The 26,144-nt window shown below is 66.6% G+C and carries 26 protein-coding genes, 1 pseudogene and 1 riboswitch; of the genes and pseudogenes, 18 read left to right on the forward strand and 9 right to left on the reverse strand.

The window, feature by feature from the left end:
- Positions 1-10: 10 nt before the first annotated feature.
- From AB0H00_RS07845 to AB0H00_RS07885, 9 genes are all read left to right on the forward strand, one after another.
- The gene (locus tag AB0H00_RS07845) at positions 11-808 is read left to right on the forward strand and encodes a type III pantothenate kinase (RefSeq protein ID WP_357262611.1); all 798 of its coding nucleotides are present in this window, start codon (positions 11-13) and stop codon (positions 806-808) included.
- Positions 809-989: 181 nt separating this feature from the next.
- Positions 990-1,595 carry a cysteine dioxygenase family protein gene (locus AB0H00_RS07850; protein WP_357262614.1) on the forward strand — a complete coding sequence of 202 codons (606 nt, stop codon included), beginning with the start codon at positions 990-992 and terminating at the stop codon, positions 1,593-1,595.
- An 8-nt stretch (positions 1,596-1,603) separates the two neighbouring features.
- Positions 1,604-2,026 carry a rhodanese-like domain-containing protein gene (locus AB0H00_RS07855; protein ID WP_357263427.1) on the forward strand — a complete coding sequence of 141 codons (423 nt, stop codon included), beginning with the start codon at positions 1,604-1,606 and terminating at the stop codon, positions 2,024-2,026.
- A gap of 259 nt (positions 2,027-2,285) precedes the next feature.
- Positions 2,286-3,785 carry a lysine--tRNA ligase gene (lysS, locus tag AB0H00_RS07860; protein WP_357262617.1) on the forward strand — a complete coding sequence of 500 codons (1,500 nt, stop codon included), beginning with the start codon at positions 2,286-2,288 and terminating at the stop codon, positions 3,783-3,785.
- Between the two features lie 115 nt (positions 3,786-3,900).
- Complete coding sequence (locus AB0H00_RS07865) at positions 3,901-4,260, forward strand: Lsr2 family protein (protein WP_327111883.1); 360 nt, start codon at positions 3,901-3,903, stop codon at positions 4,258-4,260.
- A 184-nt stretch (positions 4,261-4,444) separates the two neighbouring features.
- The gene (locus tag AB0H00_RS07870; protein ID WP_357262620.1) at positions 4,445-5,092 is read left to right on the forward strand and encodes an FHA domain-containing protein; all 648 of its coding nucleotides are present in this window, start codon (positions 4,445-4,447) and stop codon (positions 5,090-5,092) included.
- A gap of 131 nt (positions 5,093-5,223) precedes the next feature.
- A complete protein-coding gene (locus tag AB0H00_RS07875; protein WP_357262623.1) occupies positions 5,224-5,814 on the forward strand; it encodes an anthrone oxygenase family protein in 591 nt (196 codons plus the stop codon).
- A 91-nt stretch (positions 5,815-5,905) separates the two neighbouring features.
- Positions 5,906-6,847, forward strand: coding sequence for an alpha/beta fold hydrolase (locus tag AB0H00_RS07880; RefSeq protein ID WP_357262626.1), 942 nt, complete (start codon positions 5,906-5,908; stop codon positions 6,845-6,847).
- A gap of 288 nt (positions 6,848-7,135) precedes the next feature.
- Positions 7,136-9,691 carry an ATP-dependent Clp protease ATP-binding subunit gene (locus tag AB0H00_RS07885; RefSeq protein ID WP_357262628.1) on the forward strand — a complete coding sequence of 852 codons (2,556 nt, stop codon included), beginning with the start codon at positions 7,136-7,138 and terminating at the stop codon, positions 9,689-9,691.
- 557 nt (positions 9,692-10,248) lie between these two features.
- On the opposite strand, the pseudogene AB0H00_RS07890 reads toward AB0H00_RS07885, so the two are convergent.
- Both AB0H00_RS07890 and AB0H00_RS07895 read right to left on the reverse strand, forming a co-directional pair.
- Positions 10,249-10,813: pseudogene (locus AB0H00_RS07890) on the reverse strand (response regulator transcription factor).
- A gap of 41 nt (positions 10,814-10,854) precedes the next feature.
- Positions 10,855-12,237 carry a histidine kinase gene (locus AB0H00_RS07895; RefSeq protein WP_357262631.1) on the reverse strand — a complete coding sequence of 461 codons (1,383 nt, stop codon included), beginning with the start codon at positions 12,235-12,237 and terminating at the stop codon, positions 10,855-10,857.
- Positions 12,238-12,889: 652 nt separating this feature from the next.
- Between AB0H00_RS07895 and AB0H00_RS07900 the strand changes: the two genes are divergently transcribed.
- Positions 12,890-13,330, forward strand: a complete 441-nt coding sequence (locus tag AB0H00_RS07900) for an OsmC family peroxiredoxin (protein ID WP_357262633.1) — start codon at positions 12,890-12,892, stop codon at positions 13,328-13,330.
- Here the strand turns inward: AB0H00_RS07900 and AB0H00_RS07905 are convergent.
- The 4 genes from AB0H00_RS07905 to mhuD form a co-directional block, all read right to left on the reverse strand.
- The gene (locus AB0H00_RS07905; protein ID WP_357262636.1) at positions 13,305-13,883 is read right to left on the reverse strand and encodes a hypothetical protein; all 579 of its coding nucleotides are present in this window, start codon (positions 13,881-13,883) and stop codon (positions 13,305-13,307) included. The genes AB0H00_RS07900 and AB0H00_RS07905 overlap by 26 nt on opposite strands.
- 36 nt (positions 13,884-13,919) lie before the next feature.
- Complete coding sequence (locus AB0H00_RS07910) at positions 13,920-14,702, reverse strand: CbtA family protein (protein WP_357262639.1); 783 nt, start codon at positions 14,700-14,702, stop codon at positions 13,920-13,922.
- Positions 14,693-14,887, reverse strand: a complete 195-nt coding sequence (locus AB0H00_RS07915; RefSeq protein WP_039794710.1) for a CbtB-domain containing protein — start codon at positions 14,885-14,887, stop codon at positions 14,693-14,695. Before AB0H00_RS07915 ends, AB0H00_RS07910 begins: the two co-directional genes overlap by 10 nt.
- Positions 14,888-14,916: 29 nt before the next feature.
- Positions 14,917-15,072, reverse strand: a riboswitch (cobalamin riboswitch).
- Between the two features lie 78 nt (positions 15,073-15,150).
- Positions 15,151-15,465 carry a mycobilin-forming heme oxygenase MhuD gene (gene mhuD, locus AB0H00_RS07920; protein ID WP_357262642.1) on the reverse strand — a complete coding sequence of 105 codons (315 nt, stop codon included), beginning with the start codon at positions 15,463-15,465 and terminating at the stop codon, positions 15,151-15,153.
- 59 nt (positions 15,466-15,524) lie between these two features.
- Between mhuD and AB0H00_RS07925 the strand changes: the two genes are divergently transcribed.
- A complete protein-coding gene (locus tag AB0H00_RS07925) occupies positions 15,525-16,271 on the forward strand; it encodes an alpha/beta hydrolase (protein ID WP_357262645.1) in 747 nt (248 codons plus the stop codon).
- On the opposite strand, the gene AB0H00_RS07930 is transcribed toward AB0H00_RS07925, so the two are convergent.
- Positions 16,268-17,251, reverse strand: a complete 984-nt coding sequence (locus tag AB0H00_RS07930) for an A/G-specific adenine glycosylase (protein WP_357262648.1) — start codon at positions 17,249-17,251, stop codon at positions 16,268-16,270. The genes AB0H00_RS07925 and AB0H00_RS07930 overlap by 4 nt on opposite strands.
- A gap of 99 nt (positions 17,252-17,350) precedes the next feature.
- Here AB0H00_RS07930 and AB0H00_RS07935 point away from each other — a divergent pair, with 99 nt between their 5' ends.
- Positions 17,351-17,974: a carbonic anhydrase gene (locus AB0H00_RS07935; protein ID WP_357262651.1), complete on the forward strand. Its 624-nt coding sequence runs from the start codon at positions 17,351-17,353 to the stop codon at positions 17,972-17,974.
- Between the two features lie 123 nt (positions 17,975-18,097).
- Positions 18,098-18,772, forward strand: a complete 675-nt coding sequence (locus AB0H00_RS07940) for a hypothetical protein (protein WP_357262654.1) — start codon at positions 18,098-18,100, stop codon at positions 18,770-18,772.
- Positions 18,773-18,819: 47 nt separating this feature from the next.
- On the opposite strand, the gene radA is transcribed toward AB0H00_RS07940, so the two are convergent.
- Positions 18,820-20,220 (reverse strand): DNA repair protein RadA, encoded by a 1,401-nt coding sequence (radA, locus tag AB0H00_RS07945; RefSeq protein ID WP_357262657.1) that lies wholly within the window; start codon positions 20,218-20,220, stop codon positions 18,820-18,822.
- A 310-nt stretch (positions 20,221-20,530) separates the two neighbouring features.
- Positions 20,531-21,148 carry a hypothetical protein gene (locus tag AB0H00_RS07950; RefSeq protein ID WP_357262660.1) on the reverse strand — a complete coding sequence of 206 codons (618 nt, stop codon included), beginning with the start codon at positions 21,146-21,148 and terminating at the stop codon, positions 20,531-20,533.
- Between the two features lie 435 nt (positions 21,149-21,583).
- Here AB0H00_RS07950 and carD point away from each other — a divergent pair, with 435 nt between their 5' ends.
- From carD to rlmB, 5 genes are all read left to right on the forward strand, one after another.
- Positions 21,584-22,072 carry an RNA polymerase-binding transcription factor CarD gene (gene carD, locus AB0H00_RS07955; RefSeq protein ID WP_011206964.1) on the forward strand — a complete coding sequence of 163 codons (489 nt, stop codon included), beginning with the start codon at positions 21,584-21,586 and terminating at the stop codon, positions 22,070-22,072.
- Between the two features lie 2 nt (positions 22,073-22,074).
- Positions 22,075-22,800, forward strand: a complete 726-nt coding sequence (gene ispD, locus AB0H00_RS07960; protein WP_357262663.1) for a 2-C-methyl-D-erythritol 4-phosphate cytidylyltransferase — start codon at positions 22,075-22,077, stop codon at positions 22,798-22,800.
- 71 nt (positions 22,801-22,871) lie between these two features.
- Entirely contained in the window at positions 22,872-23,339 is a 468-nt protein-coding gene (ispF, locus tag AB0H00_RS07965; protein ID WP_357263430.1) for a 2-C-methyl-D-erythritol 2,4-cyclodiphosphate synthase, read from the forward strand.
- Positions 23,340-23,403: 64 nt separating this feature from the next.
- A complete protein-coding gene (cysS, locus tag AB0H00_RS07970; protein WP_357262666.1) occupies positions 23,404-24,810 on the forward strand; it encodes a cysteine--tRNA ligase in 1,407 nt (468 codons plus the stop codon).
- Positions 24,810-25,790 (forward strand): 23S rRNA (guanosine(2251)-2'-O)-methyltransferase RlmB, encoded by a 981-nt coding sequence (gene rlmB, locus AB0H00_RS07975; protein ID WP_357262669.1) that lies wholly within the window; start codon positions 24,810-24,812, stop codon positions 25,788-25,790. The genes cysS and rlmB overlap by 1 nt, the downstream gene beginning before the upstream one ends.
- Positions 25,791-26,144 lie beyond the last annotated feature (354 nt).

Below are 26,144 nucleotides of genomic sequence, written 5' to 3' on the forward strand. Positions count from 1 at the left end.
CGGCGCGGGAATGCTGCTGACCATCGACGTCCGCAACACCAGTATCGAGCTCGGTCTGTTCTCGGGCAGCGGCGCGCATTCGAAATTGGTGCGGCACTGGCGGATCCACACCAATCCACTGCTGACCGCCGACGAATTCGCCATGCAGGTGCGTGGGCTGGTCGGCGCGCAGTTGGACGAGGTGATCGGCGTTTCCGCGCTCTCGACGGTGCCGCCCGTGCTGCGCGAATTACGCGGCATGCTCAGCCAGTATTGGGGACACGTTCCACACGTGCTGGTGGAACCCGGTGTGCGCACGGGTATTCCGCTGCTGGTGGACAATCCGAAAGAGGTCGGTGCGGACCGCATCGTGAACTGCCTCGCCGCCTACCAGCGTTACTCCTCGCCCGCGATCGTCGTCGATTTCGGCACGGCGATCTGTGTGGACCTGGTGTCGAAGAAAGGCGAGTTTCTCGGCGGGGTCATCGCACCCGGTGTGGAAATTTCCACCGAGGCGCTGGTGGAACGCAGCGCACTGCGCCGTGCCGAGTTGGCAAGGCCGCGTTCGGTGCTGGGGAAGAACAGCATGGAATGCATGCAGTCCGGTGCGGTATTCGGTTTCGCCGGACTGGTGGACGGGCTGATCGATCGGATTCGCGACGAGTTCGATGCCTTCGCCGGCGACGACGTCGCCGTGGTGGCGACCGGCGCGACCGCCCCACTGATCGTCCCGGAATCCGAGACGATCGAGGACCATGATCCGCATCTCACGCTGACCGGCCTTCGGCTCGTATACGAACGGAACCAGCGCCGCAAGGGAAGTGTCTGATATGCGCGGTGTCGGATTTGTCGCATCCCGGGTGCTTGCCCGTACTGCGCCGTGTTCTGTTAAACTCGCATTCGTGTATTTCCGCGTGAGCACCCAGGAGTGTTGTCGAGGCTGACATTGCCTCGACCGATCGAGGCTGAGTACTTGCCCTCGACCGATACCAGCTCCTGGAGATTCGCTCATGCGTTCTTCTGTTCTTTCCCTTTCTTCTGCACGTGACGGTTTCTCGTCCACCCCACCAGTGGAACGCTCGGTGGCGCCCGCACTGCCGACTCGGCTGCGTCCAGCTGATTTGCTGCGGCTCACCGACGAAGGTGCGGAAGATGTGCTGGCCGGACGCTTCGACCATCTGCTTCCCGCGAGTGGTATTTGGCCGGCCGACGAGCGGTGGGCGACGAGATTGCTCACCGACGACGAAGTCGATGTCTGGCTGATCAGCTGGACGCCGGGCAAGTCGACCGAACTGCACGACCACGCCGGATCGCTCGGCGCGCTGACCGTGCTCAGCGGCGCACTCTCCGAATACCGCTGGAATGGGACGGAATTGCGTCAGCGCACACTCACGGCGGGTGATCAGGCGTCGTTCCCGATCGGCTGGGTGCACGACGTTATGCGCGCGCCAACGGCCGCGGCCGCCGCCGAATCCGCGGGCCCGCTCGATCCGACGCTGAGCGTCCACGCCTATTCCCCGCCGCTCACCGCCATGTCCTATTACGAGGTCACCGGGCACGGAACTCTGCGGCGCACCCGAACCGTTCTCACCGACCAGCCCGAAGGTGATATGTGATGACCCGTTTGACCGTCGACCAGATGCTGGAGAACGCACGGGCCCAGCTGACCCGTATCTACGCCTTCGAATTGCCGCGAGCCCTCGACAGGGGCGCCATTCTGGTGGACATCCGTCCGCAGGCGCAGCGCGGGCGCGAGGGCACCTTACCCGGCGCCTTGGTGATCGAGCGCAATGTCCTGGAATGGCGGCTCGATCCCTCCAGTTCCGCCCGGCTTGCCTTGGCCGCGGACCACGACGTGGAGTGGATCGTCGTCTGCTCCGAGGGCTATACCTCCAGCCTGGCCGCCGCCGCCCTACAACAGCTCGGACTGCACCGGGCAACCGACCTGGTCGGGGGCTATCAGGCATTGAAGGCGGCGGGGCTGCTGAACGTCGCCGTGCGTGCACCGCACTTCGTCCGCGAGGCCGACGCGCTGGCCTCGCTGTAAAGCACTCGGTCACTTCCATCTCGAATTAGCCGGGCGCCCAGTTGTTTTTGGGCACCGATCGATGCGCTCCGGCTATTTCGGGTGTCGACCGTACCCGGGGCCGGCCCGTAGTTCGTCGTGCAACCGATACCGGTGCGTTACTCCTGTGCAGAGGTCGGGCGGCGCGCAAAACGGTTTTTGGTGCACGCTAGGGTTGTTCGATGTGAGCACCCCCAACTCTGCATCCTCCCGCGGATCCACGTCGGGTTCGCGGCCTGCCGTGGCGCTAGACGCCGACGACGCCCCGGAGCAGATACGGATTCGCCGCGAGAAGCGGGAGCGGCTGCTCGCGGCCGGTGGTGAGGCCTATCCGGTGGTCGTGCCACGCACGCATACCCTCGCCGAAATTCGGACCGCATATCCCGACCTGGCCGCGGACACCGCCACCGGGCAGCAGGTGGGTGTCGCCGGACGCGTCATATTCATGCGCAATACCGGCAAGTTGTGTTTTGCGACCTTGCAGGAGGGTGATGGCACCAAGCTGCAGGCGATGATCAGCCTGAACGGTGTCGGCGCGGACTCTCTTGCCGCCTGGAAGGCAGATGTCGACCTCGGTGACTTCGTTTTCCTGCGGGGCGAGGTGATCTCCTCGCGGACCGGGGAGTTGAGCGTTATGGCCGATTCCTGGTTCATGGCGGCAAAGGCACTGCGGCCGCTGCCGGTGGCGCACAAGGAGATGAACGAGGAGTCGCGGGTCAGGCAGCGCTACGTCGATCTGATCGTCCGCCCTGAGGCCAGGGAAATGGCGCGCACTCGAATCGCTGTGGTGCGTGCGCTGCGCAATGCGCTGGAGCGAAGAGAATTCCTAGAGGTGGAGACGCCGATGCTGCAGACGCTGCACGGCGGAGCAGCGGCCAGGCCGTTCGTTACTCATTCCAACTCGCTCGATATGGACCTCTACCTGCGCATCGCGCCCGAGCTGTTCTTGAAGCGCTGCGTGGTCGGCGGCTTGGAGCGGGTCTTCGAGATCAACCGTAACTTCCGCAACGAGGGCGCGGACTCCACGCATTCTCCTGAGTTCGCGATGCTGGAGACCTACCAGGCATACGGCACCTATGACGACTCGGCGACGATGATCCGGGAATTGGTGCAGGAAGTGGCGCAGGAGGTGTTCGGAACGCAGGTGGTGACCCTCGCCGACGGAACCGAATACGATCTGCGGGGGGAGTGGGCGACCGTCGAGATGTATCCCTCCCTGTCGGATGCACTGGGTGTCGCCGTCACTCCGGATACTTCGGTTGTCGAATTACTGGCACTCGCTGATCGGGTCGGTCTGGAAATTCCGGAGGACAAGGGCTACGGCCACGGGAAACTTGTCGAGGAACTGTGGGAGCACCAGTATGGCGACAAGCTGTACGCGCCGACTTTCGTGCGCAACTTTCCAGTGGAGACTTCGCCGCTGACCAGGCAGCATCGTAGCGAAGCAGGCGTCACCGAGAAGTGGGATCTCTATGTTCGTGGCTTCGAGTTGGCCACGGGCTATTCGGAGTTGGTCGATCCGGTGATCCAGCGCGAGCGGTTCGTGGATCAGGCTCGGCTTGCCGCGCAGGGTGACGACGAGGCGATGGTGCTGGACGAAGACTTCCTCGCCGCGATGGAGCACGGCATGCCGCCGACCACCGGAACCGGTATGGGAATCGATCGGTTGTTGATGGCGCTGACGGGATTGGGAATCCGAGAAACGATACTGTTCCCAATTGTGCGTCCGGTCACTCGCTGACCACTGGATTGCAAAGCAGCGGCTCCGTCTTGGAATTTCCGGAATTCGAGGTATTCTTGCCTCGGGTAATCGGCCTAGTATGCGGGTCGCACGATTTCGAGAGGACGTTCATCTCATGGCAAAGAAGGTCACCGTTAGCCTGATCGACGATGTCGACGGTGAGTCCATCGCAGACGAGACCATCGAGTTTGCGATCGACGGTGTGTCGTACGAGATCGACCTGTCGTCGGCAAATGCGTCAAAGCTGCGCGACGGTCTGGAAGAGTGGGTTTCGAATGCGCGTCGGGTGAGTGGCCGGCGCAGGGTCAAGGCCGCCGCGGCGGCGGCGGGTACGCCGAAGAGCCGGGTCTCCATCGATCGGGAACAAAGCGCCGCAATTCGCGAGTGGGCGCGCCGTAATGGACACAAGGTGTCTGCGCGGGGCCGCATCTCCGCCGACATCACCGACGCGTACAACAAGGCCGCGAAGGGATAGTTGTATTTTTTTTCGGCCGCTGTCCCGGCGAATCGTGCGACGTCGGGGCGGCGGTCTTGTTCGTGATAGGGCTTTGATATAGCTGCACGACGGGATGACACGGTGGCCCATGACGGCGGACGATCGATCTTGCTCGCGGTAACGGAACGCGGCACCATGGAAACGTGCGACGGTCGCTGGCGGTATGGAGAGGCGAGGTATCGGCGCAGTGACAGGATTCGTCGGATCATTCTTGCGGTTCACCGATGACACGGGTCGCCAGCAGGAGTTCACCCTCACGCCCGAGCACGGACGGGTCACGATCGGCCGTTCCCCGCATGCCGATCTCGCTCTGAGCTGGGACGCGGAGGTCTCCCGTCTGCACGCGGCTGTCGAGTATCTCGGCGCGCACTGGACCATCGTCGACGACGGACTCTCGCGCAACGGCACTTTCGTGAACGGCGACCGGCTGGTCGGCAGGCGCAGGCTGATGGCGGGAGACGTCATCCGAGTCGGCACCTCGCGCGTCTCCTTTCACGATTTCGGTGGCATACCCGACGACATCACGCGCACCTCGACCGGCTCGATGCCCACCGCCCGATCGCTCACCGAGACGCAGCGGTCGGTGCTGATCGCGCTGTGCCGCCCGTACAAACATGGCGCGGGTTTCGCCACCCCCGCATCCAATCAGCAGATTGCGGAGGAATTGTTCCTCAGCGTCGATGCGATCAAGACCCACCTGCGCGCACTGTTCGCCAAATTCGGCGTGGAAGATCTGCCACAGAACCAGAAACGCGTACGCCTGGCGGGACTGGCCATGCAGAGCGGTCTCATTTCCGATCGAGATCTGTGAGGCGTCCACCCTAGACGCTCGCTTAGCCGGTCGAGCGTCTCGACCATGGAGGCCGGCCGGAAAAGCGGCTTGACTTGGAATGAGCAACCGGAGCGGGACCGACTCCGGGCAGTTCCGAGCAGGAGGAAGTCATGACCGCCGCACGTCTCGCCGCACTGGTGGTTGCCACCCTGGCGACGGGCCTGATCGCAGGCCTTTTCTATGGGTACGCCAATTCGGTGATGCCCGCCCTCGGACGCACCGATGATCGCGCCATGATCGACGTGATGCAGAAGATCAACGTGGTGATCATCAATCCCTGGTTCATGATCGGGTTTCTCGGCACCGTCGGGTTCACGATCCTGGCTGCGGGGCTGCATCTGGGCAAGGAGCATCGGACCACGCTGATCTGGATCGTGGTGGCGCTGGTACTCAACGTGATCGCCTTCGCGGTGACCTCCGGGTTGAACGTCCCGCTGAACGATCAGCTGGCCGCGGCGGGCGATCCCGCATCCATCACCGACCTCGTCGCGGTCCGCGCCGATTTCGAATCAGCTTGGGTCCGTTGGAACATCGTCCGTGCCGTGTTCCACACCCTGGCCTTCCTGGTGCTGTGCGGAGCGCTGTTCGTGGCGGGGATCCAGCAAGGTAGGCCGACTGTGGCGGGGGGCATTGTGGCCGGCCGGTACGCGGCGCAGGTGCACCCCGACCAGATCGGTACACCAGCGCATTACCAGAACTAGTTTTGCCAACAACACGCCGGAATCAGCCCCGCCTGGGACACGCCCTGCGGTAGCTTCCTGGAACCCCACCCTTCCAGATCTGGAGGCTACTGTGCGGCGTGTCTCGGGCTTTTCATTACTGATCGTCCTGCTCGCCGCGCTCTGCGCCGGCACGGCGGGTTCGGCGCACGCGGATCGATATCCGGTCGTCTACAACTTCTTCGAGGGCCTCCCGGCCGAACTCGCGCATCCGGGCGGTTCGCTGCCCGGCACCAACGATTGGTCTTGTCGGCCGAGTGCGGCGCACCCGAATCCGGTGGTCCTCGCGCACGGTACCGGCGGTGGTGCACAGACGAATTGGGGCGTGTACGCGCCGCTGCTCGCCAACGAGGGCTACTGCGTCTTCTCGGCCACCTACGGCGCCTATGCCCTGCCCTGGCCCATTTCCGCCATCGGCGGAATGCTTCCGATCGAGCAGAGCGCACCGCAGTTCGCCACCTTCGTGCACCGGGTGCTCGCCGCGACCGGCGCGGCAAAGGTCGATATCGTCGGCCACTCCCAGGGCAACTTCATCGGCAACTACTTCGTCAAGCGACTCGGCGGAGCAGCGCGGGTGGACAAACTGGTCGGGTTGGCTCCGCCGTGGCTGGGCTCGAACGCCGGGGGCTTGGCCGAGCTGGCCGAGTACAGCGCACGCATGGGCGCGAAACCGGCCTTCGACGCGCTCACCGGGTTGGTGTGTCAGGCCTGCCGCCAGGCGGTCCGTGGATCGGACTTCGTGCGCGCGCTGAACGCGGACGGCGTTTACCACCCGAGCGTGACCTACACGAACATCGCGACCGGACTGGACGAGTCGGTGGTGCCCTACACCGCGGGGCTGGTTCCCGGACCGAACGTGACGAACATCGTTGTCCAGGACGGCTGCGCCACGGACCACTCGGAGCACCTGGCCATCGCGGGCAGCCCGAGGGCCGCCGCGTATGTGCTCAACGCGCTCGATCCCGCGCATCCGCGCCCGGTGCCCTGTGTGTACGTCGCGCCGTTCACCGGGTGAGCGGCCATGGTCGGCGGGATGTCGTGGGCAGCAATCATCGGACACCGCTGTTCGCTGAGGGCAAAACCTGGCCGGAAACGAATCGACCGATCCTCACGTTATGAGTGAATGACCGTGCTGTCGCCGGTCGGCAATAGGGTGGACCGGCGGCGGCGAAATCCTCCGCCAACTAGAGTGGAGGCGGGGGCCACGGTCCCCGGGCTTCATGGCAGGCTGACGCCCACGGTTGTTACACAGCACACTGCGGCGTCTGTTGCCAGAATGTCGGAGCAGGAGAGTGAGGGAGCGATGTTCGAGAGGTTCACCGACCGCGCGAGGCGTGTCGTTGTCCTGGCCCAAGAAGAGGCCCGGATGCTCAACCACAACTACATCGGCACCGAGCACATCCTGCTGGGGCTGATTCACGAGGGTGAGGGCGTCGCGGCCAAGTCGCTCGAGTCGCTCGGCATTTCGCTGGAAGGCGTGCGTAGCCAGGTGGAGGAGATCATCGGCCAGGGCCAGCAGGCCCCGTCCGGTCACATCCCGTTCACCCCGCGCGCCAAGAAAGTGCTGGAGCTGAGCCTTCGCGAAGCGCTGCAGCTCGGCCACAACTACATCGGCACCGAGCACATTCTGCTCGGCCTCATCCGTGAGGGCGAGGGCGTGGCGGCCCAGGTGTTGGTGAAGCTGGGTGCCGATCTGAACCGCGTGCGCCAGCAGGTCATCCAGCTGCTGTCCGGGTACCAAGGCAAGGAGCCGGTCGAGTCCGGTTCACGCGGTGAGGCGGGCACACCGTCCACCTCGCTGGTGCTCGACCAGTTCGGCCGGAATCTGACTCAGGCCGCGCTCGAGGGCAAACTCGACCCGGTCATCGGTCGCTCGAAAGAGATCGAGCGGGTCATGCAGGTGCTCAGTCGCCGCACCAAGAACAACCCGGTGCTGATCGGCGAGCCCGGTGTCGGCAAGACCGCCGTGGTCGAGGGCCTCGCGCAGGCCATCGTCAACGGTGAGGTGCCCGAGACGCTGAAGGACAAGCAGCTCTACACCCTCGACCTGGGTTCCTTGGTCGCGGGCAGCCGCTACCGCGGTGACTTCGAAGAGCGTCTGAAGAAGGTGCTCAAGGAGATCAACACCCGCGGCGACATCATCCTGTTCATCGACGAGCTGCACACGCTGGTCGGTGCGGGTGCCGCCGAGGGCGCCATCGACGCCGCGTCCATCCTGAAGCCGAAGCTGGCCCGTGGCGAGCTGCAGACCATCGGCGCGACCACCCTCGACGAGTACCGCAAGTACATCGAGAAGGACGCCGCCCTGGAGCGTCGGTTCCAGCCGGTCCAGGTGGGCGAGCCGACTGTCGAGCACACCATCAACATCCTCAAGGGTCTGCGCGACCGCTACGAGGCGCACCACCGGGTGTCCATCACCGACGGTGCACTGGTCGCGGCCGCGACGCTGGCGGACCGCTACATCAACGACCGGTTCTTGCCGGACAAGGCGATCGACCTGATCGACGAGGCGGGCGCTCGGATGCGCATCCGCAGGATGACCGCTCCGCCGGACCTGCGAGAGTTCGACGACAAGATCGCCGAGGCGCGCCGGGAGAAGGAGTCCGCGATCGACGCGCAGGACTTCGAAAAGGCCGCGCGGCTGCGGGATAAGGAAAAGCAGCTCGTCGCCAAGCGGGCCGAGCGCGAAAAGCAATGGCGCTCGGGTGATCTGGACGTTGTGGCCGAGGTGGACGACGAGCAGATCGCCGAGGTGCTCGCCAACTGGACCGGTATCCCGGTGTTCAAGCTCACCGAGGAGGAGACCACCCGTCTGCTCCGCATGGAGGACGAGCTGCACAAGCGGATCATCGGCCAGGAGGATGCCGTCAAGGCCGTCTCCAAGGCGATCCGCCGCACTCGCGCCGGTCTGAAGGATCCGAAGCGTCCGTCCGGCTCGTTCATCTTCGCCGGTCCGTCCGGTGTCGGTAAGACCGAGCTTTCCAAGGCGCTGGCCAACTTCCTGTTCGGCGACGACGACGCGCTCATCCAGATCGACATGGGCGAGTTCCACGACCGCTTCACCGCTTCGCGGCTGTTCGGTGCCCCTCCCGGGTACGTCGGCTACGAAGAGGGCGGCCAGCTCACCGAAAAGGTGCGCCGCAAGCCGTTCTCCGTGGTTCTGTTCGACGAGATCGAAAAGGCACACCAGGAGATCTACAACACTCTGTTGCAGGTCCTCGAGGATGGTCGTCTCACCGACGGCCAGGGGCGCACGGTCGACTTCAAGAACACCGTGCTGATCTTCACCTCGAACCTGGGCACCTCGGATATCTCCAAGGCCGTTGGTCTGGGGTTCACCCAGAGCAACGCCGAGGGTTCGAACTATGAACGGATGAAGCTCAAGGTCAACGACGAGCTGAAGAAGCACTTCCGCCCCGAGTTCCTCAACCGCATCGACGACGTGATCGTCTTCCACCAGCTCACGACCGACCAGATCGTGCAGATGGTGGACCTGATGATCGCCCGCGTCGGCAGGCAGCTGAAGAACAAGGACATGGAGATCGAGCTGGCTCCGCAGGGCAAGGCGCTGCTGGCCAAGCGCGGCTTCGACCCCGTGCTCGGTGCCCGGCCGCTGCGCCGGACCATTCAGCGCGAGATCGAGGACCAGCTCTCGGAGAAGATCCTCTTCGGCGAGATCGGCCCCGGACAGACCATCGTGGTCGATGTCGAGGGTTGGGACGGCGAAGGTTCCGGCGAGGACGCCAAGTTCACCTTCACCGGCAAGGCGAAACTGACCAAGGCTCCCACCGAGGAGAAGCCCGAAGTCGTGCTGACCGGCGCGGGCGAAGGGTCCGCCGAGGCCGCCTCGGGCGAGTAAATCGCAACGGAAAGGCCCGTGCACACCGGCATCCGGTGTGCACGGGCCTTTTTGTGTCCTGGCGCTGAGATTCTGCTGCCGCGGCTGGCTAGCCCTTGGTCTTGCGCCGCGGTTCGCGCAGTACGGCAAGCCTGTCTCGGTACTGCTCCTCGGTGATCTCGCCGCGGGCGAACGCGGTCCGCACTGTGCCGATCCCGCTCACACGTCCGATGAACCTTCTCCGTGCGAAGAACGCCACAGCGAGGAAGGTGAGCCAGAACAGCAGCGGGAAGATCCAGAAGAACGGCCAGGGATGCCGCCGCAGTGGCCGGTCAAGACGCTCACGGCCTCGGCGTGAGTGAAAATATTCATGCCCAAAGACTGCGCCGCGCGGTATACCTCCGGCGTCGGTCGCGCGTCGTCACCTGCGATACGCCTGGACGCGTAGGTCAGTTGCTCGGAAACAGCGCTGTCGGCAATGTTTGCCCGATGCTTGCCGAGAAGGTTATCCGCCCATCGAGGAGCGATTGCCGGAATATTGCCCGCAGCACGGGGTTGACTTCGCGTCCGCCCAGATCCTACTGCCACCCCGGTCGGACCAGTCCGGATTCGTAGGCCATCACCACCAGCTGGGTCCGGTCGCGGGCATCGAGCTTGGTGAGAATACGGCTTACGTGGGTGCGCGCGGTAGCCGGGCTCAGGAAGAGGCGTTCGCCGATCTCTGCGTTGGTCAGGCCCTCAGCGACCAGGGTCATCACCTCACGCTCTCGGTCGGTGAGTTCGGACAGTGTGGCCTGCGGCGGTGTCTTCGCGCGCGCGGAGAATTCCGCGATCAGCCTGCGGACGCACATCGGCCAGCCTGGGGTCCTGGGCAATCATCCGGGTGGCGGCCAGGCCGTCCAGGATCGGCATGCGGACGTCCATCAGCACCACGTCTGGCAGAAGGCTACGGGTCAGCCGCACGGCTTGTTCGCCGTTGTCCGCCTCGCCGACTACCTCGATGCCGTCCTGCGCGTCCAGCAGCGCGGCGAAACCGCCCCGCACCAGTGCCTGGTCGTCGGCCACCAGCACCCGGATGCTCGCCGTGGCTCCAGACTGCCCGGCCGTGGCATTCAGCCGTCCGCTCTCGTGGTGGTCGTTCATCGGAGCCTCCTCTGCACATCGGCCGGGTTCGCCCGTGGACCCTATTGCTTCCCGGAGGCGCTCGGCTGCTCGGCAGCCGTTTGCTTCGGGGAGTCCCTCGGCGCCGTCGTGCTCGACTCCAGCGCACGTGCGGGCAGCCGGGCAGCGACCCGGAATCCGCCGCTGGGGCGCGGGCCTGCCGTGAGCGCGCCGCCGAGTGCGTGCGCTCGCTCCCGCATGCCGATGATGCCGTTGCCCCCGCTCGTGCCCGACCGCGATTGTGTACCCGTCGGCCGGGTGTTGTCGATGGTGATGTCGACCGAGTCCGTGGCGTAGCGCACGGTCACCGTGGCGTCGGCGCCCGGCGCGTGCCGCAGCACATTGGTCAGCGACTCCTGGATGATCCGTGCCGCCGCCACATCGATGACGCTGGGCAGCTGCTGCGGTGTGCCGAGCACTCGGGTTCCAACCGTCCGGCCGGTCGCGCGGGCGCGCTGGAGGAGCTCGTCGAGGTCACTGATGCTCGGCGCGGGAGCGCGCGGCGCCCGCACGGGTTCGGCGGCTTTGTCGACCTGCTCGGGGCGGCCGTGGTCGGTCGAACCCTGTTCGCTCGCAGGCGAATCGCGTCCGATGTGCTCGGGCCCGTTCCGGTGGCGGCGCGGGCCCTCGTCGGCGACCTCCTCGAGCTCAGGCGAAGCGACCGTGCTACCGGAGCGAATTGTGTGCAGCAGGGCGTGTACCTCGGCGAGTGCGTCGCGGCTCGCGGTCTTGATCGTGGCCAGCGCCGACTCCGCCTGCTCCGGTTTCTTGTCGAGCAGTTCCAACGCTACGGAGGACTGCACATTGATCAGCGAAAGACTGTGCGCCAGAACGTCGTGCAGCTCGCGCGCGATGGCGAAGCGCTCCTCGCTGGCTTGCCGTTCCCGCTGCGCCTCCTCATCCCTGCGTGCGGCCTCGGCCCGTTGCCTGCGCGCGACGAGCGCCGCCTTATGCTGCCGAATCCCTTCGGCTACCGAGAGCAGCACGGCCAGCCATGCCATCAGCGCGAATATCTGCCATATCCCGGCTGACCTGCCGAGCAGCGCAGGCACTGGCCAGATCAGGGCCAGGTAGCCGAGTGGGACGAGTGGGTAGGTCCACCACCGGGATCCGATGCTCGCTGCGGTGAGAAACGCGATGATCAGCGAGACGAAGATCGGCCCGTACCCGTAGCCGCGCAGGAAGTACGCCAGGCACGCGGCGAGGACGACGAACAATACCGGCATCGGCCGCGCCCGCCGCCAGATCAGCGCCACCGGCCCGGCGAGCAGCAGCAGGTAACCGAGAACGTCCAGGGAGGACGCCCCCGTCTGCCGCATATTCGCGAACGTGCCGCCGACCAGCTGAATCGCAGCTACGACAAGCGCGACCCCCCAGTCCCAGCCGACCGAGCTTCGATCCGTCATCCCTGCCACCCGCACCCACGTAGCCTATGCGGCTGGGCAATGATCCGATGTCCGCCTCGGAACGTATTTCACCGATATCGGACGATCCGAATCGGGAATTGGGATTTGCGCGGCCGGAATTGATTCTCGGAGCATGACAGACTCGATCGTGGTCACCCGGGGGGTGACCAAACGCTACAGCTCGGCGTGAACATGAGCGTTCCTCAGGGAAGATCCACGGGTTCCTCGGTCCGAATGGAGTGGCCACGCTGCGCATGCTGGTCGGGGATGATCCGTCCGAGCGAGGCATGGCGATAGTGGTGGGGCACCGCCCGTTCTGGCGATCCACGTGATGCTATTCGCGGGCGGCACCGTTGGCTGATGCGGAAACCCGATCTGGTGCGACTTGTCGATGACCCCGAAAAACATTGGCGGACAGGGCTGGCCGGCGGTTTCGTGCTGATCGTCGGTGGCATCATCCTGGGTGGTGGAGCGGTCCGCGGACACCTGATCGCTTGGTGCGCTCCGGTTTATCGACGCGGCGGTCCGAGATGGCAGAGCGGGTTCGGTCCGGCCGGTGGAGCAGCGCGAACGGCGCACCGCTGCGCCGGGCCGGGCCGGGCGGAGTAGGTTCGAGCTGAATCGTCAAACGATCATCGGCGAAAGGACCGTGATGCCCACACGTACCGCGCGTACCGCTTGGACCGGCACTCTGCAGGAGGGGTCGGGACAGGTCGAGCTGGCCAGTTCGGGGGTCGGCAAGTACGACGTATCGTTCCCCAAGCGTTCCGCGGAGGACGCCAACGGCACGACCAGCCCGGAGGAACTGATCGCGGCCGCACACTCCTCCTGCTACGCGATGGCACTCTCAGCGCAGATCGGCAACGCGGGCGGCAGTCCGGAGAGCCTGGATATCACCGCCGACGTGACCCTCGGACCGGATCCGGCGGGCGGCTTCCGGATCACCGGAATCAAGTTGACCGTCCGCGGTCGCGTCTCCGGCATAGACGCCGACGCCTTCCAGGCCGCCGCTGAGGCCGCCAAGGCGGGCTGCCCCGTCAGCAAGGCCCTCGCCGGCGTCGACCACATCACCCTCGACGCGGCGTTGGCGTAGTTCGCATCGCAGCTTGGTTCTTCGCACACCTTGCGTGCAGGGTGTGTGGGGAGCCATGCGGTGATGCGATGGCTCGCCCTTTCCGAAAGTAGCGGCGTGCGGGGCGGGTGTAGAGGGCCGGGATAGCGACAAGAACGCCAGCTATGTGGACTGCCCGGAAAGCGCCGAGCAGGAACGATTCGGGTGTGAGGTCGATGAAAAGGTCGCCGAGTTCGTTTGCGGACAGCATCGCGGCCAGCGGTTCGATGATCAGCGAGACCAAGCCGAGCACGCCGATGCCTACAGTGAGCAGGAGGCGGGCCCAGCGGTCGCCATGCGTCATCCGAATGGCGACCGCCAGGACCAGCAGGTAGGTCGCCATGCGCAGGCCGAACCCGGTCGCTAGGCCCGCGATGTCGGCCTCGTCGCGATCGAAGGCCCACGTGACCCGCTCGATTGCCTCGGCGACTCCCGCCAGCAAGGCGACGGCGAGACCGACGAACGCGACGCGGACAGCTCGGGGTGGGGTTGCGGCCGCCCGTGCGGGCCGGACGGAGAAAGCAGTGCCGGTCATGTGAACAGACACTGCCTTGCGAATTCCGGACGCGGATCAGCCCGCGGTAGTGATGGTGTCTCGTACCGCGGTATCAGTGCGCGTAGCGAATTCGGTGAGGGCCGCGAACCCGAGTGCCAGGCAGACCCACAGCGTGGCTGTCTCGGCCAGCGACGCCACCCGGAACTGCCACAGTAGGGTGGCCGGGAAGTCCGCGCTCACCTCGTTCACACCGGGCAGCAGGAGGTAGCCGAGCGCCGTCACGAGGACGAACGCGGCAAAGCCCCCGATCAACCGGAACGTGGACAGTTGTGCACCCAGCACCTTGAACACCGACACCGCCGCCGCGACGGCCACGATGCCGAGCAGCACCGCCGCCAGCCAGAGCAGGGTGCGTTCGTTGATGGTGCCCGGATCCCCCACCGCCGGTGGATTGGCCGGGTATTTGAAGAACGGCACCGCGACGATCGCGGCCCAGCCGCCGACGCCGAGGGCCAGTGCGAGCCTGGACCCGGACAGGGTGGTGTAGCGACGCGCGACATGCGCGACCGAGGCGTAGATGGCACCGAGCGCCAGCCCGGCGAGCCCGAGTGCGAGGAACTGTCCGGCCTTCTGTCCGCTGCGGCTCACCAGTGGCTCGTCCTCGTCACCGTGCGAATGCCCGCCCGCCGGTTCGGCATGTGTGTGTCCGGCCGCTGAGTCGGCTTCTTCGATGGCGATCGCGGCGTCCACCTTGGGCTCGCCCACGGCATAACCGACTGTCGCGGCGAGCAGACCGGCGACGAGGCCGGCCAGCAGCCCGCGAAGCAACAGGGTCCGAAGCGAACCGATCAGTGGCACGGAAGCCCCAGCAGGTGGCGTCCGTCATGCATCAGCTCGTGCAGGTACATCCCGCTGCGCGAGATGACGCCCTGGTCGAAACCGACCAGGTACAGCGTGAGTAGTGCGAGAAGTACGACACCAACCGTGACCAGCACGGTGGCCAGGGAGTCGGTTGCCCGGCTGGGTGAATGCGCGATGGCCATTCGAGTCCTCCTTGGGATACGCGTCCCGTTGGGTGGTGACGCGACGGTGCCGGTGTCTGGCTTTCCGGCACCGGGGCTCGGTGCGTGGAACACAGTGGCGCGACCGCTCCGGAATCACACCGGAATTACCGCATCACCCTCGCGTTTGTCCTTCGAACTGTGGCACTCGGAGGCGCCCGGCGTCAACAGAATCGGCACGGCGGTACCACGACGTCGGGCGAGTCGCCGGGCAGGGCGAACCTGCCCGGCGGTAGGCATTCGGGTCAGTTCGAAGGCTTCGCGGCCACGTCCAGCACGACCTCGAACTCCAGCAGCGAGGCGCCCGTCGAGACCGGCTTCTGGCGCTCACCCGCGTGCGCCTCGCGCGCGGGCCCGTCCCGCCATGCCGCAAAGGATTCCTCCGAATCCCACTGGGTGACAACGAAATATCGGTTGTCCCCAGCGACTGGGCGCAGCAGCTGGAATCCGAGGAAACCGGGCGATCCCTCGACCGCGTGCGCACGATGGGCGAACCGCTTCTCCAGCTCGGGGCCCGCGCCCTCGGGAACCTCGATCGCGTTGATCTTCACAACAGCCATGTGATCCAAGCTAGCCGCTGCCGCCGAGCGGTTGCTCGGTGCCTCGTATTGTCGAACCGATGTTGCACGACGAAGGCGGAGCAGGCGTGCCGATCCTGCTGCTGCACGGGTTGATGGGCAGCGCGCGCACCTGGCGCGACCAGCTGGACTGGCTGCGGGAATACGGCCATGTCTACACCCTCGACGCCGCCGGGCACGGCAGGCCTGCGCCCGAGGAGCTGACCACCGAGGCATTCGTGGCGGACCTGGCAGCGAGCACGGCCGAGATCCTCGACCCGATGGTGCTGATCGGGCATTCGATGGGCGCGCTGCACGGCTGGGTCTTCGCCGCGACATACCCCGGGCGGGTGCGGGCGCTGGTGATCGAGGACATCGCACCGGATTTCACCGGCCGCACCGCGGCGAACTGGGCCGCGATGATCGAAGCATGGCCGCAGCCGTTTCCCGACGCCGATGCGGTGCTGTCGTTTTTCGGGCCGGTGGCCGGGCGGTATTTCCTGAATTCGTTCGAGTACGGGCCGGACGGATACCGGCTGCACGGCTCGGTCGCCACCTTCCGCGACATCGCCGAGGAGTGGGGGGCCCGCGACTTCTGGAAGCAATGGCGCGCCGTCCGGGTTCCCGCCTTGTTGCTCGAGGGCGCGAACACCATCACTCCACCGGGACAGATGCGGCAAATGGCTGCCGTTCATCCAGACGCCGACTATGTGGTGGTTCCGGACGCAGGACATCTTGTGCACGATGACCAGCCGGGGCGTTACCGGGCGGAGGTCGAGCGCTTCCTACATCGCATACTCGGCGGCTAGGCCTCGGCCGGACTCGGCGAGCCCGCGCCGGTCAGGCGCGCTGCCGGAGTGTGCTCGGACCGTCGGTGGTCGGGCCGGGCGGGCTCGAGCGATTCCAGCACCGTGCCCCCCTCGCCCGCGAGCGCGAAAAGTCCATCGGCGGTCTGTTCGATGAGGCCGTCGACCAGCAGGGAATCCAGGGCGCGCTCGCGCTGGCCCGGGTCACGGGTCCAGGCAAGATCGAGCCGAACGCGCTCGACCGGTCCGCTGGCGTCGCGCAGGACGTCCAGCAGGCGACCACGAGCCTGACGGTCGGTGCCCTCGTACTTCTGGGTGCGGCGGACGATGTCGGTGACCGGTCGGCCCGCGGCGACCCAGGCGCAGCGTGGCAGCGGGCAGCTCGAGCAATCGGGGGTGCGCGCGGTGCACACGGTCGCGCCGAGTTCCATCAGGGCCGCGGAGAACACGGCGGCGCGGTCGATCTGGCGCGGCAGCAGCGCTTCCGTCTCCGGCAGGTCGCGCGAGGACGGGTTGCCCGCTCCAGCGCGTCCGTGCACGGCCCTGGCAACCACCCGCCGGACGTTGGTGTCGACCACAGGAACCCGTTGGCCGTAGGCGAAGCACGCGACGGCACGGGCTGTGTACGCGCCGATCCCAGGCAGACCGAGCAGGATGTCCACATCGGCGGGAACCGCGTCGTCGTGCTCGGCCGCCAGCACCCGCGCGCACTCGTGCAGCCGCAGCGCCCGGCGCGGATACCCGAGCTTGCCCCAGGCCCGCAGCACCTCGGCCGATGACGACTCGGCCATCGCCGAGGGAACCGGCCAGCGCGCCACCCACTCTCGCCAGATCGGTTCAACGCGCACCACCGGGGTTTGCTGCAGCATGATCTCGCTCATCAGGATCTGCCACGCGGTGACGCCGGGCCTGCGCCACGGCAGATCGCGCGCCGTCTCCCGGTACCAGTCCAGCAACGTGTCCGTGTCGATCTCGTTCCGCACTACCCTCACTGTTCCTGTCCCACTGCCGCCCGCCGCTATTTGCCGACTCGTAACCAAACGAACTCGCTGGTAACACGAGTCGTGTGCACAATGATCGGTATGCCTGATTCCAACCCGATCAGCGCCTGGAAGTCCCTGCGAGAGGGCAACGAGCGTTTCGTCAACGACGCGCTGCTGCATCCTAGCCAGGGAGCTGCAGACCGGGCCAAACTTGTCAGCGGCCAACACCCGCAAGCGATTCTGTTCGGTTGCGGTGACTCGAGGGTCGCCGCCGAATTGATCTTCGACCAGGGACTCGGTGACATGTTCGTGGTGCGTACCGCGGGCCATGTGGTCGACAGCTCGGTGCTCGGTTCGATCGAGTACGGGGTGCAGGTGCTCAACGTGCCGCTGATCGTAGTGCTCGGGCACGACAGCTGCGGCGCGGTGAAGGCGACCATCGACGCGCTCGACGGCGGAGAGGTTCCCGGCGGTTTCATCCGCAGCGTGGTCGAGCGGGTCACACCATCCATTCTGGTCGGACGGCGCGAGGGCTTGTCCACCGTCGACGAGATAGAAGCCAGACATGTGGTGGAGACCAGCCGCCTGCTCATGCAGCGGTCGATGATCATCTCGCAGCGAGTCGCGACCGGTGAGTGCGCGATCGCTTGCGTGACGTACAAGCTCGCCGAGGGCCGGGTGAAACTTCACCGTGTCGTCGGCAACATCGGCGAGCTGGTCTGACCGGGGCGCGCGCGAAGTTTCCGCAGCGTGCGGGCATTAATTCACCCACGACGAACACGTGCGCGGGGCCGACACGCCGTGCGCATAAGGCGCTGCACCTGAACATGCCCTTACCGTTGAGTCGTGCTGGAACCGAATGGACCGCTGCCACCGGAGATCTACTGGCGTCGACGCGCGTTCGCCATCGGAATTCTGGTCGTCGCGCTGGCGCTGATGATCTGGCTCGTGCTCGCGGTCGTGCGCGGTGGTGACTCGCCTGGCGATGCGAAAATCGCCGCGACGAGTTCGTCGGTGGCCAAGCCCGCCGACGCTCCGACGGCCAAGCCCGCGGGCACTGGTGAGTCCGGCGCGCCCAAGTCGCCCTCCGGTAGCGCCGCGGCCAACCCGAGCGGGGCATCGGCCGCGGGCCCGTGCCCGGACCAGTCGCTGGCGGTCAAGGTGACAGTCGAACAGCCCACCTACAAAACCGGCGAGCAGCCCGTGTTCGGGATCGTGATCACCAACATCTCCTCGGTGCCGTGCGCCCGCGACATGGGTTCGGGCCTACAGCAGGTTTCGGTATACACGCTCGACGGCCAGCGGCGGCTGTGGTCGAGCACGGACTGCTATCCGGACGGTCAGCCCGACGTGCGCACCTTGAATCGGGGCGAGCAGGCGGCGTTTACCGTGACCTGGTCGGGTTCCACCTCACAGTCCAACTGCGCGGGCGAACGCGTCCAAGTTCCGCCGGGTGCGTACAACGTCGTGGCGCAACTGGGTTCCGTGCGCAGCGCGGCAGAGCCGTTCAACATCGCTTGAGAGGTGTGTTGGTTTCGGTGCCGTAGGCTCGGCAAATCCAACACAGCTCAGCCCGCGGCTTCCTCCGGTGCCGCGCGCAGTCTGCGCAGGCCCGTGATGCGGAGGGCGGACCGGAGGTCGGTGACCTCGTGGATCTTCATGGTGCCGCTCTGTACGGGCGCCAGGCCGGGGGGTACCAGGGCGGTGGTGAAGCCGAGGCGTTCGGCCTCGGCCAGCCTGCGGGCCACGCCGGTCACCTTGCGGACTTCGCCCGCGAGGCCGACCTCGCCGAGAATCACCCAGCCCGCGGGGATCGAGACGTCGGATTCGGCGCTGGCGATGGCCAGCGCGATGGCCAGGTCGGCGGAGGGCTCCACCAGCCGCATGCCGCCCACTGTCGCGGCGTAGACGTCGCTCTTGCCGAGAAACACCCGGCCGCGGCTCTGCAGGACGGCCAAGACCATGGCGACCCGGTTGTAGTCCAGTCCGCTGACCGCCCGGCGGGGCTGCGGGATCTCGGTCTTCACGGTCAAGCCCTGTACCTCGCCGACGAGCGGTCGCTTGCCGTCCATCGCGACGGTCACCGCGGTGCCCGGCACCGCCTCGGTCCGGTGGTGCAGGAAAAGGCCGGATGGATCGTCGACGCAGGCGATGCCGTCCTCGTGCAACTCGAAGCAGCCCACCTCGTCGGCGCTGCCGAAACGGTTCTTGACGCCGCGCACCATCCGCAGCGTGGAGTTCTTGTCGCCTTCGAACTGCAGCACCACGTCGACCAGGTGTTCGAGCGTGCGCGGGCCCGCGATGTTGCCGTCCTTGGTGACGTGCCCGACCAGCAGCACCGCGATCCCGCTCGCCTTGGCCAGCGAGGTCAGCGCGGCGGTCACCGCGCGAACCTGCGTGACGCCGCCGATCACGCCGTCCACGTCCGGGACGAGCATGGTCTGCACCGAGTCGACCACGAGCAGCGTCGGGCGCACTTGCTCGACGTGTCCGAGCACGATCGACAGATCCGACTCCGCCGCGAGATAGACCCTGTCGTGCACCGCGCCGGTGCGATCGGCTCGCAGCCGCACCTGGCCCGCGGACTCCTCGGCGGTGACATACAGCGATTTCTCGTCGCGCTGGGCCGCCCAGCGGTGCGCCACCTCGAGCAGCAGCGTCGATTTGCCCACTCCCGGTTCGCCGGACAGCAGCACCACCGACCCCGGCACGACGCCGCCGCCGAGTACCCGGTCGAGTTCGCTCACCCCGGTCGGTCTGGCCTTCGTGACCTGCGAGTCGATCGCCGAGATCGGGGCCGCCGCGGTGGTCGGCAGCATGGCCTTACGACCAGGGGCGCCAATAGCGCCCGCCGAGACGACCACCTCGTCGACAGTGCCCCAGCCACCGCACTCCGAGCATTTCCCTACCCACTTGGCAACTTCGTGGGAGCACGCGGAACACCGATAGATCGGCTTGGTCTTTGCCACACGCGCACCCTACGCACCGTGTCCGACAGTGTCTGATGCACAGCGCCCGCGGCGCTGCGTGTCCGCGCCCCCTCTTGACTCACCTCCGAGCGGCCGAGACTCGCGACTGCGTCGCATGCGCTTCGCCTGCTCGGACGCGAGCCGGGCCGCGAACGGTGCTCGTAAGACTCGCACCTGACGAGTGGGAGGAGGTGATCAGCGGTTGTTGGTAATCGGGGGCTCGGCCGGAGTGGTCGGCGTTATCGATCGCACCATGGTGCGATTTCAGGCGCGCCGCGAACACGCAGCGCCGCAGGCGCGGCCGATGTACTCAGTGGTCCGCTTCGGCCGGGCCGGACTTGTCGGACTCGTGCCGCTCGGTCTCCGTGCCCGCGTCGACCGGGACCTGCACCTGGACGGTGCCGTTCTGCTTGAAGTTGAACGAGACGTTGTAGGTCAGGCCAGGGGTGATGTCCTTGGTCAGTCCGGTGATCTCGATCAGGATCGGGTTCGCCTCGGGGTCGTCGGCCGCCGGCCGGGAGCCGTGGTTGTCGTGTTCGCCTTGCTGGGGGGCGGCGACCACGGTCTGCTGCGGGGCGAGCTCGACGGCGGACTTGCCTGTGGCCGGGGTGATCTTCACGGTGCCGAGATCGGTGGTGATGCTGGTCAGCTGGTCTGTGACGGATTCGCCGTTGTTGATGATGGACAGGGCGATGGCTGCCTTGCCCCCCTTGGCATTGGTGTACCCGCCGCCCTCGGCCGGGTACACGATGTGCACATTCCGCAGCGCGATGCGGCCGACGTCCGCGTGGTTGCCGTTCACGGCGGCAACCTGGCCGGCGGTCTGCGCGATCTGACCCGCGCCACAGCCGGACAGCGCGATCGCCGCTCCGGCGGCGAGTGCGGCAACCGTCACCATGCGACGTCGCGCCCCCCTCGGGGCGGTCACAGCGTTCAGGGCAGTCACGGGTTGTCCCTCCATGTCGACCGGGCTCGGCTCCGCAGAGGAGCGTAGTAACTAGGGAGCGTAGTAGTTCCCATCCCGGCCCGGGCGTGGGGGCTGTGCTAACTTGCCTCCGGTCGCCGCGCGAGCCTCCGGAATGCCAGGCTTGTGACCTGGCGAACGGTGCGGCCGTCGCGACACCCCCGCGTCGGATAACAGTTCGGTCGAGCTTCAGAGATTGCGGAGAAAGTGCCATGTCGCCGCAGGGGCCGAAAGGGCGATCAAACTAGGAGATAACTCGTTCTGACACAACGTAATGCACACCGTCCAGCTTCTGTCAAGCCGAGCGGTTGCTTCGTTGTGGCCCCTGACCTGCACAGTTGATCGCGCCGTTATCGAGTCGCATGTTAAACTGTGAACATCGAAAGGGGCACGGGACACATGATTTTTAAGGTCGGAGACACCGTCGTTTACCCCCACCACGGAGCGGCGCTGATCGAAGCAATCGAGACTCGCACCATCAAGGGTGAGCAAAAAGAGTATCTGGTCCTGAAGGTCGCCCAGGGCGATCTCACTGTTCGGGTTCCCGCTGAGAACGCCGAATATGTCGGCGTCCGCGACGTCGTGGGCCAAGAGGGTCTCGATCGGGTCTTCCAGGTGCTGCGCGCGCCACATACGGAGGAGCCGACCAACTGGTCTCGCCGCTACAAGGCCAACCTGGAGAAGCTCGCCTCCGGCGATGTGAACAAGGTGGCCGAGGTCGTCCGCGATCTGTGGCGTCGGGAGCAGGATCGCGGCCTGTCCGCGGGCGAGAAGCGCATGCTCGCCAAAGCTCGTCAGATCCTCGTCGGTGAGCTCGCACTGGCTGAGGGTACCGACGACGGTAAGGCCGAGACGCTGCTCGACGAGGTTCTCGCAGCGGCTTCCTGACCGTGAACACACCTGACAACGGTGTCCGTCCCAGCGACGGACCCGTCGTTGCTTTGGTGCCTGCCGCCGGTCGTGGCGTGCGTCTGGGTGAATCCATACCCAAGGCGTTCGTCACGGTCGGCGGCACGCCTATGGTCCGGCTCGCGGTGGAAGGCCTGATCGCCTCCGGCGCGGTCGACCGGATCATCGTGATGGTTTCCACCGAACTCGTCGACCGCGCCGTTGCCCTGCTGCCGCCCTCGGATTCGGTACACGTGGTCGTCGGCGGCGCCGAACGCATCGACTCGGTGCGCGCAGGCATCGCCGCCGCGCCCGACGCCGCCTATTTCCTCGTCCACGACGCCGCCCGCGCCCTCACCCCATCCGCGCTGATCGCCAGGGTGGCCGCGGAGCTGCGTACCGGCCATCGTGCGGTGATTCCCGGACTTCCGGTCGCCGACACCATCAAGTCCGTCGACGCGGCAGGCGCGGTGACCGGCACCCCGCACCGCGCGCAGCTGCGCGCCATCCAGACGCCGCAGGGTTTCGCGGCCGATTTGCTGCGATCCGCGTACGCGACGGAGGGCATTCCGGCCACCGATGACGCGGGGCTGGTCGAAAAGCTCGGCATAGAGGTCCGCACCATCCCCGGCGACCCACTGGCATTCAAGATCACCACTCCGCTCGACCTCCTGCTCGCCAATGCGGTGTTGGACGGCGCGAGTGTCGGCCGGGCGGTGGCGCCGTGAGCGAGCCTGCGAGCGAACCATCGACACAGCGTGAGCCTGCGAGCGAACCATCGACACAGCGCGCCGTGGGCATGCGCGTCGGCATCGGCAGCGATGTCCATCCCATCGAGTCCGGACGTCCCTGCTGGATGGCGGGTCTGCTGTTCGACAGTGCCGACGGCTGCGCGGGCCATTCCGACGGCGACGTCGCGGCGCACGCGCTCTGCGACGCCTTGCTGTCCGCGGCAGGTCTGGGTGACGTCGGTGCGGTGTTCGGCGTCGGTCGCCCGGAATGGGATGGTGTCTCCGGCGCTGCCATGCTGAAGGAAGTGCGCAGGCTGCTCGGCGCGGCGGGCTTCGAGGTCGTCAACGCGGCGGTCCAGGTGATCGGCAATCGGCCCAAGATCGGGCCGCGTCGTGCCGAGGCTCAGCAGGTGCTCGGCGAGCTACTCGGCGCGCCGGTTTCGGTGTCCGGCACCACCACCGACGGGCTCGGGCTCACCGGTCGCGGCGAGGGCGTCGCTGCGGTGGCGACCGCCTTGCTGCAAGACTGTCGTTGATCCTGCTCCCGCGGACCAGAGCCGGTCCGTGAACGCCCTTATATACCAGCTAGGATCGACTGCCGTGACTCTGCGCCTCTTTGACACCGACACGCGGACCATGCGCGATTTCGCGCCCTTGGTCCCCGGCCGTGCTTCGGTGTACCTCTGTGGCGCCACCGTGCAGGGTGAGCCGCACATCGGCCATGTGCGCAGCGGAGTCGCGTTCGACGTGCTGCGGCGCTGGTTGCTCGCACACGACTACGACGTCAGGTTCATCCGCAATGTCACCGATATCGAGGACAAGATCCTGACCAAGGCCGCCGAAGCGGGCAGGCCGTGGTGGGAGTGGGCCGCCACGCACGAGCGCGCCTTCGACCGCGCCTACGAACTGCTCGGCGTTCTGCCGCCGTCCGCGGAGCCGCGCGCCACCGGCCACATCACTCAGATGGTCGAAATGATGCAGCGACTGATCGATCGTGGGCACGCCTACGCTTCGTCGGGCAACGTCTACTTCGATGTGGTCAGCTACCCGGACTACGGAAAGCTGTCCGGCCACAAGCTCGATGACGTGCACCAGGGCGAGAGCGTGGGCGAGGGCAAGCGTGACCCGCGCGACTTCACGCTGTGGAAGGCCGCCAAGCCGGGCGAGCCGACCTGGCCGTCGCCCTGGGGCCCCGGCCGACCCGGCTGGCACCTGGAATGCTCCGCGATGGCCGAGTTCTATCTCGGCCCGGAGTTCGACATCCATTGCGGCGGTATGGATCTGGTGTTTCCGCACCACGAGAACGAGATCGCCCAATCCAAGGCCGCCGGTGACGACTTCGCCAGGTACTGGCTGCACAACGGCTGGGTGACCATGGGCGGAGAGAAGATGTCCAAGTCGCTGGGCAACGTGCTGTCGGTGCCGAACGTACTCAAAAAGGTCCGCGCCGTCGAACTCCGGTTCTACCTGGGCAGTGCGCATTACCGCTCGATGTTGGAGTACTCGGACAAGGCGCTGCACGATGCCGCGCAGTCCTATCAGCGCATCGAGGCCTTCGTGAACCGGGTCGTGGATCGGGCGAGCGAGATTCCGGTGGGCAAGTGGACCGACGCGTTCGCCGCGGCCATCGATGACGATCTCGCGGTGCCGAAAGCGCTCGCCGAGATCCACCGCGTGGTGCACGAGGGCAACAAGGCGCTCGAGGTGGGCGCGATCGAGTCGGCTCGCGACCTGGCGAGCCAGGTGCGTGCCATGCTCGGTATCCTCGGCGCGGACCCGCTCGACCCGCACTGGTATACCCCGAGCGACTCCTCGGCCGCACTCGGCGCCTTGGACGTGCTGGTGCGCGCGGAGCTGGATCGTCGCCAGCGCGCGCGGGCCGAGAAGGACTGGGCGAGCGCCGATGCCGCCCGTGATCGCCTGCAGATCGCGGGCATCGAGGTCACCGACACCGCCAACGGCCCAGAATGGGCGCTCGGCGCACCGCAATCCGGAAAGGCCAACTGATGGCAGGCAATTCGCAGCGCCGAGGTGCGGTTCGCAAGGGCGGGACCAAGAAGGGGGCCGTGGTCGGCTCCGGCGGCAAGCGCAGGCGGGGGCTGGAGGGTCGTGGCGCGACTCCGCCCGCCGAACAGCGCACCAAGCATCCCGCCGCCAAACGCGCGACCGCCAAGACAAAGGCCACGCAGGGCCGTGCGGCCACACGTGGCGGTACCACGTCCCGTCCTGCGGGTCGCAAGAACGACGACGCTCCGGAGTTGGTGCTCGGGCGTAACCCGGTGGTCGAGTGCCTGCGTGCCGGCGTGCCCGCGACCGCGCTGTACGTCGCGGTCGGCACCGAGAACGACGACCGGCTGACCGAGAGTGTGCGACTCGCCGCCGACAAGGGCATCTCGATCCTGGAGGTTCCGCGCACCGACCTGGATCGGTTGAGCGCCAACGGACTGCACCAAGGCGTCGCGCTGCAGGTGCCGCCGTACCGCTACGCCCATCCGGACGACCTGCTTGCCAAGGTCCGCGATTCGGGCGGCCCGGCGCTGCTCGTCGCGCTGGACAACATCTCCGATCCGCGCAACCTCGGTGCCGTGATCCGCTCGGTGGCGGCTTTCGGCGGCCAGGGCGTGCTGATCCCGCAGCGGCGCAGTGCGAGCGTCACCGCGGTGGCCTGGCGTACCAGCGCCGGCGCCGCGGCCCGGCTCCCGGTCGCCCGCGCGACGAATCTGACCCGCACGCTGAAGGATTGGGCAGGCAAGGGGATTCAGGTCGTCGGCCTGGACGCGGGCGGCGACACGCCGCTGGATGAGTTCGACGGCCGTGAGCCCACCGTCGTCGTGGTTGGTTCGGAGGGCAAGGGCCTGTCCCGCCTGGTCCGGGAGACCTGCGACGCGGTCATCGGGATTCCGATGGCAGGCCCGGTGGAATCGCTGAACGCGTCGGTCGCCGCGGGCGTCGTGCTCTCCGAAATCGCGCGCCAGCGCCGGATTTGATCGCGGGCTGTTCCGCCTCTCCGAGTCTTCAGGCCGTACGAGTTGGATGACATCGATTTACGCTCAGGAGCTGCACGCAAATCCCGCGTCACCCGGACTCGTTCGGTCTGAAGACCTGGAGAGGCGGAACAGTCCAACTGATTTCGCGAGTACATGGGTAACTCGCCGGGTACGCCCAGGGCTCGAGTGGCACCAGACGCCGGACCTGAGCGCAAACCCCGCGTCACCCCAACTCGTTCGCCCTAAAGACCCGGAAAGGCGGAACAGTCCAACTGATTTCGCGAGTACATGGGTAACTCACCGGGTACGCCCAGAACTGAACCGGCACCAGAACGCAGGACCTGAGCGCAAACC

This window comes from Nocardia sp. NPDC023852, assembly GCF_040639505.1.
Lineage (GTDB): Bacteria > Actinomycetota > Actinomycetes > Mycobacteriales > Mycobacteriaceae > Nocardia.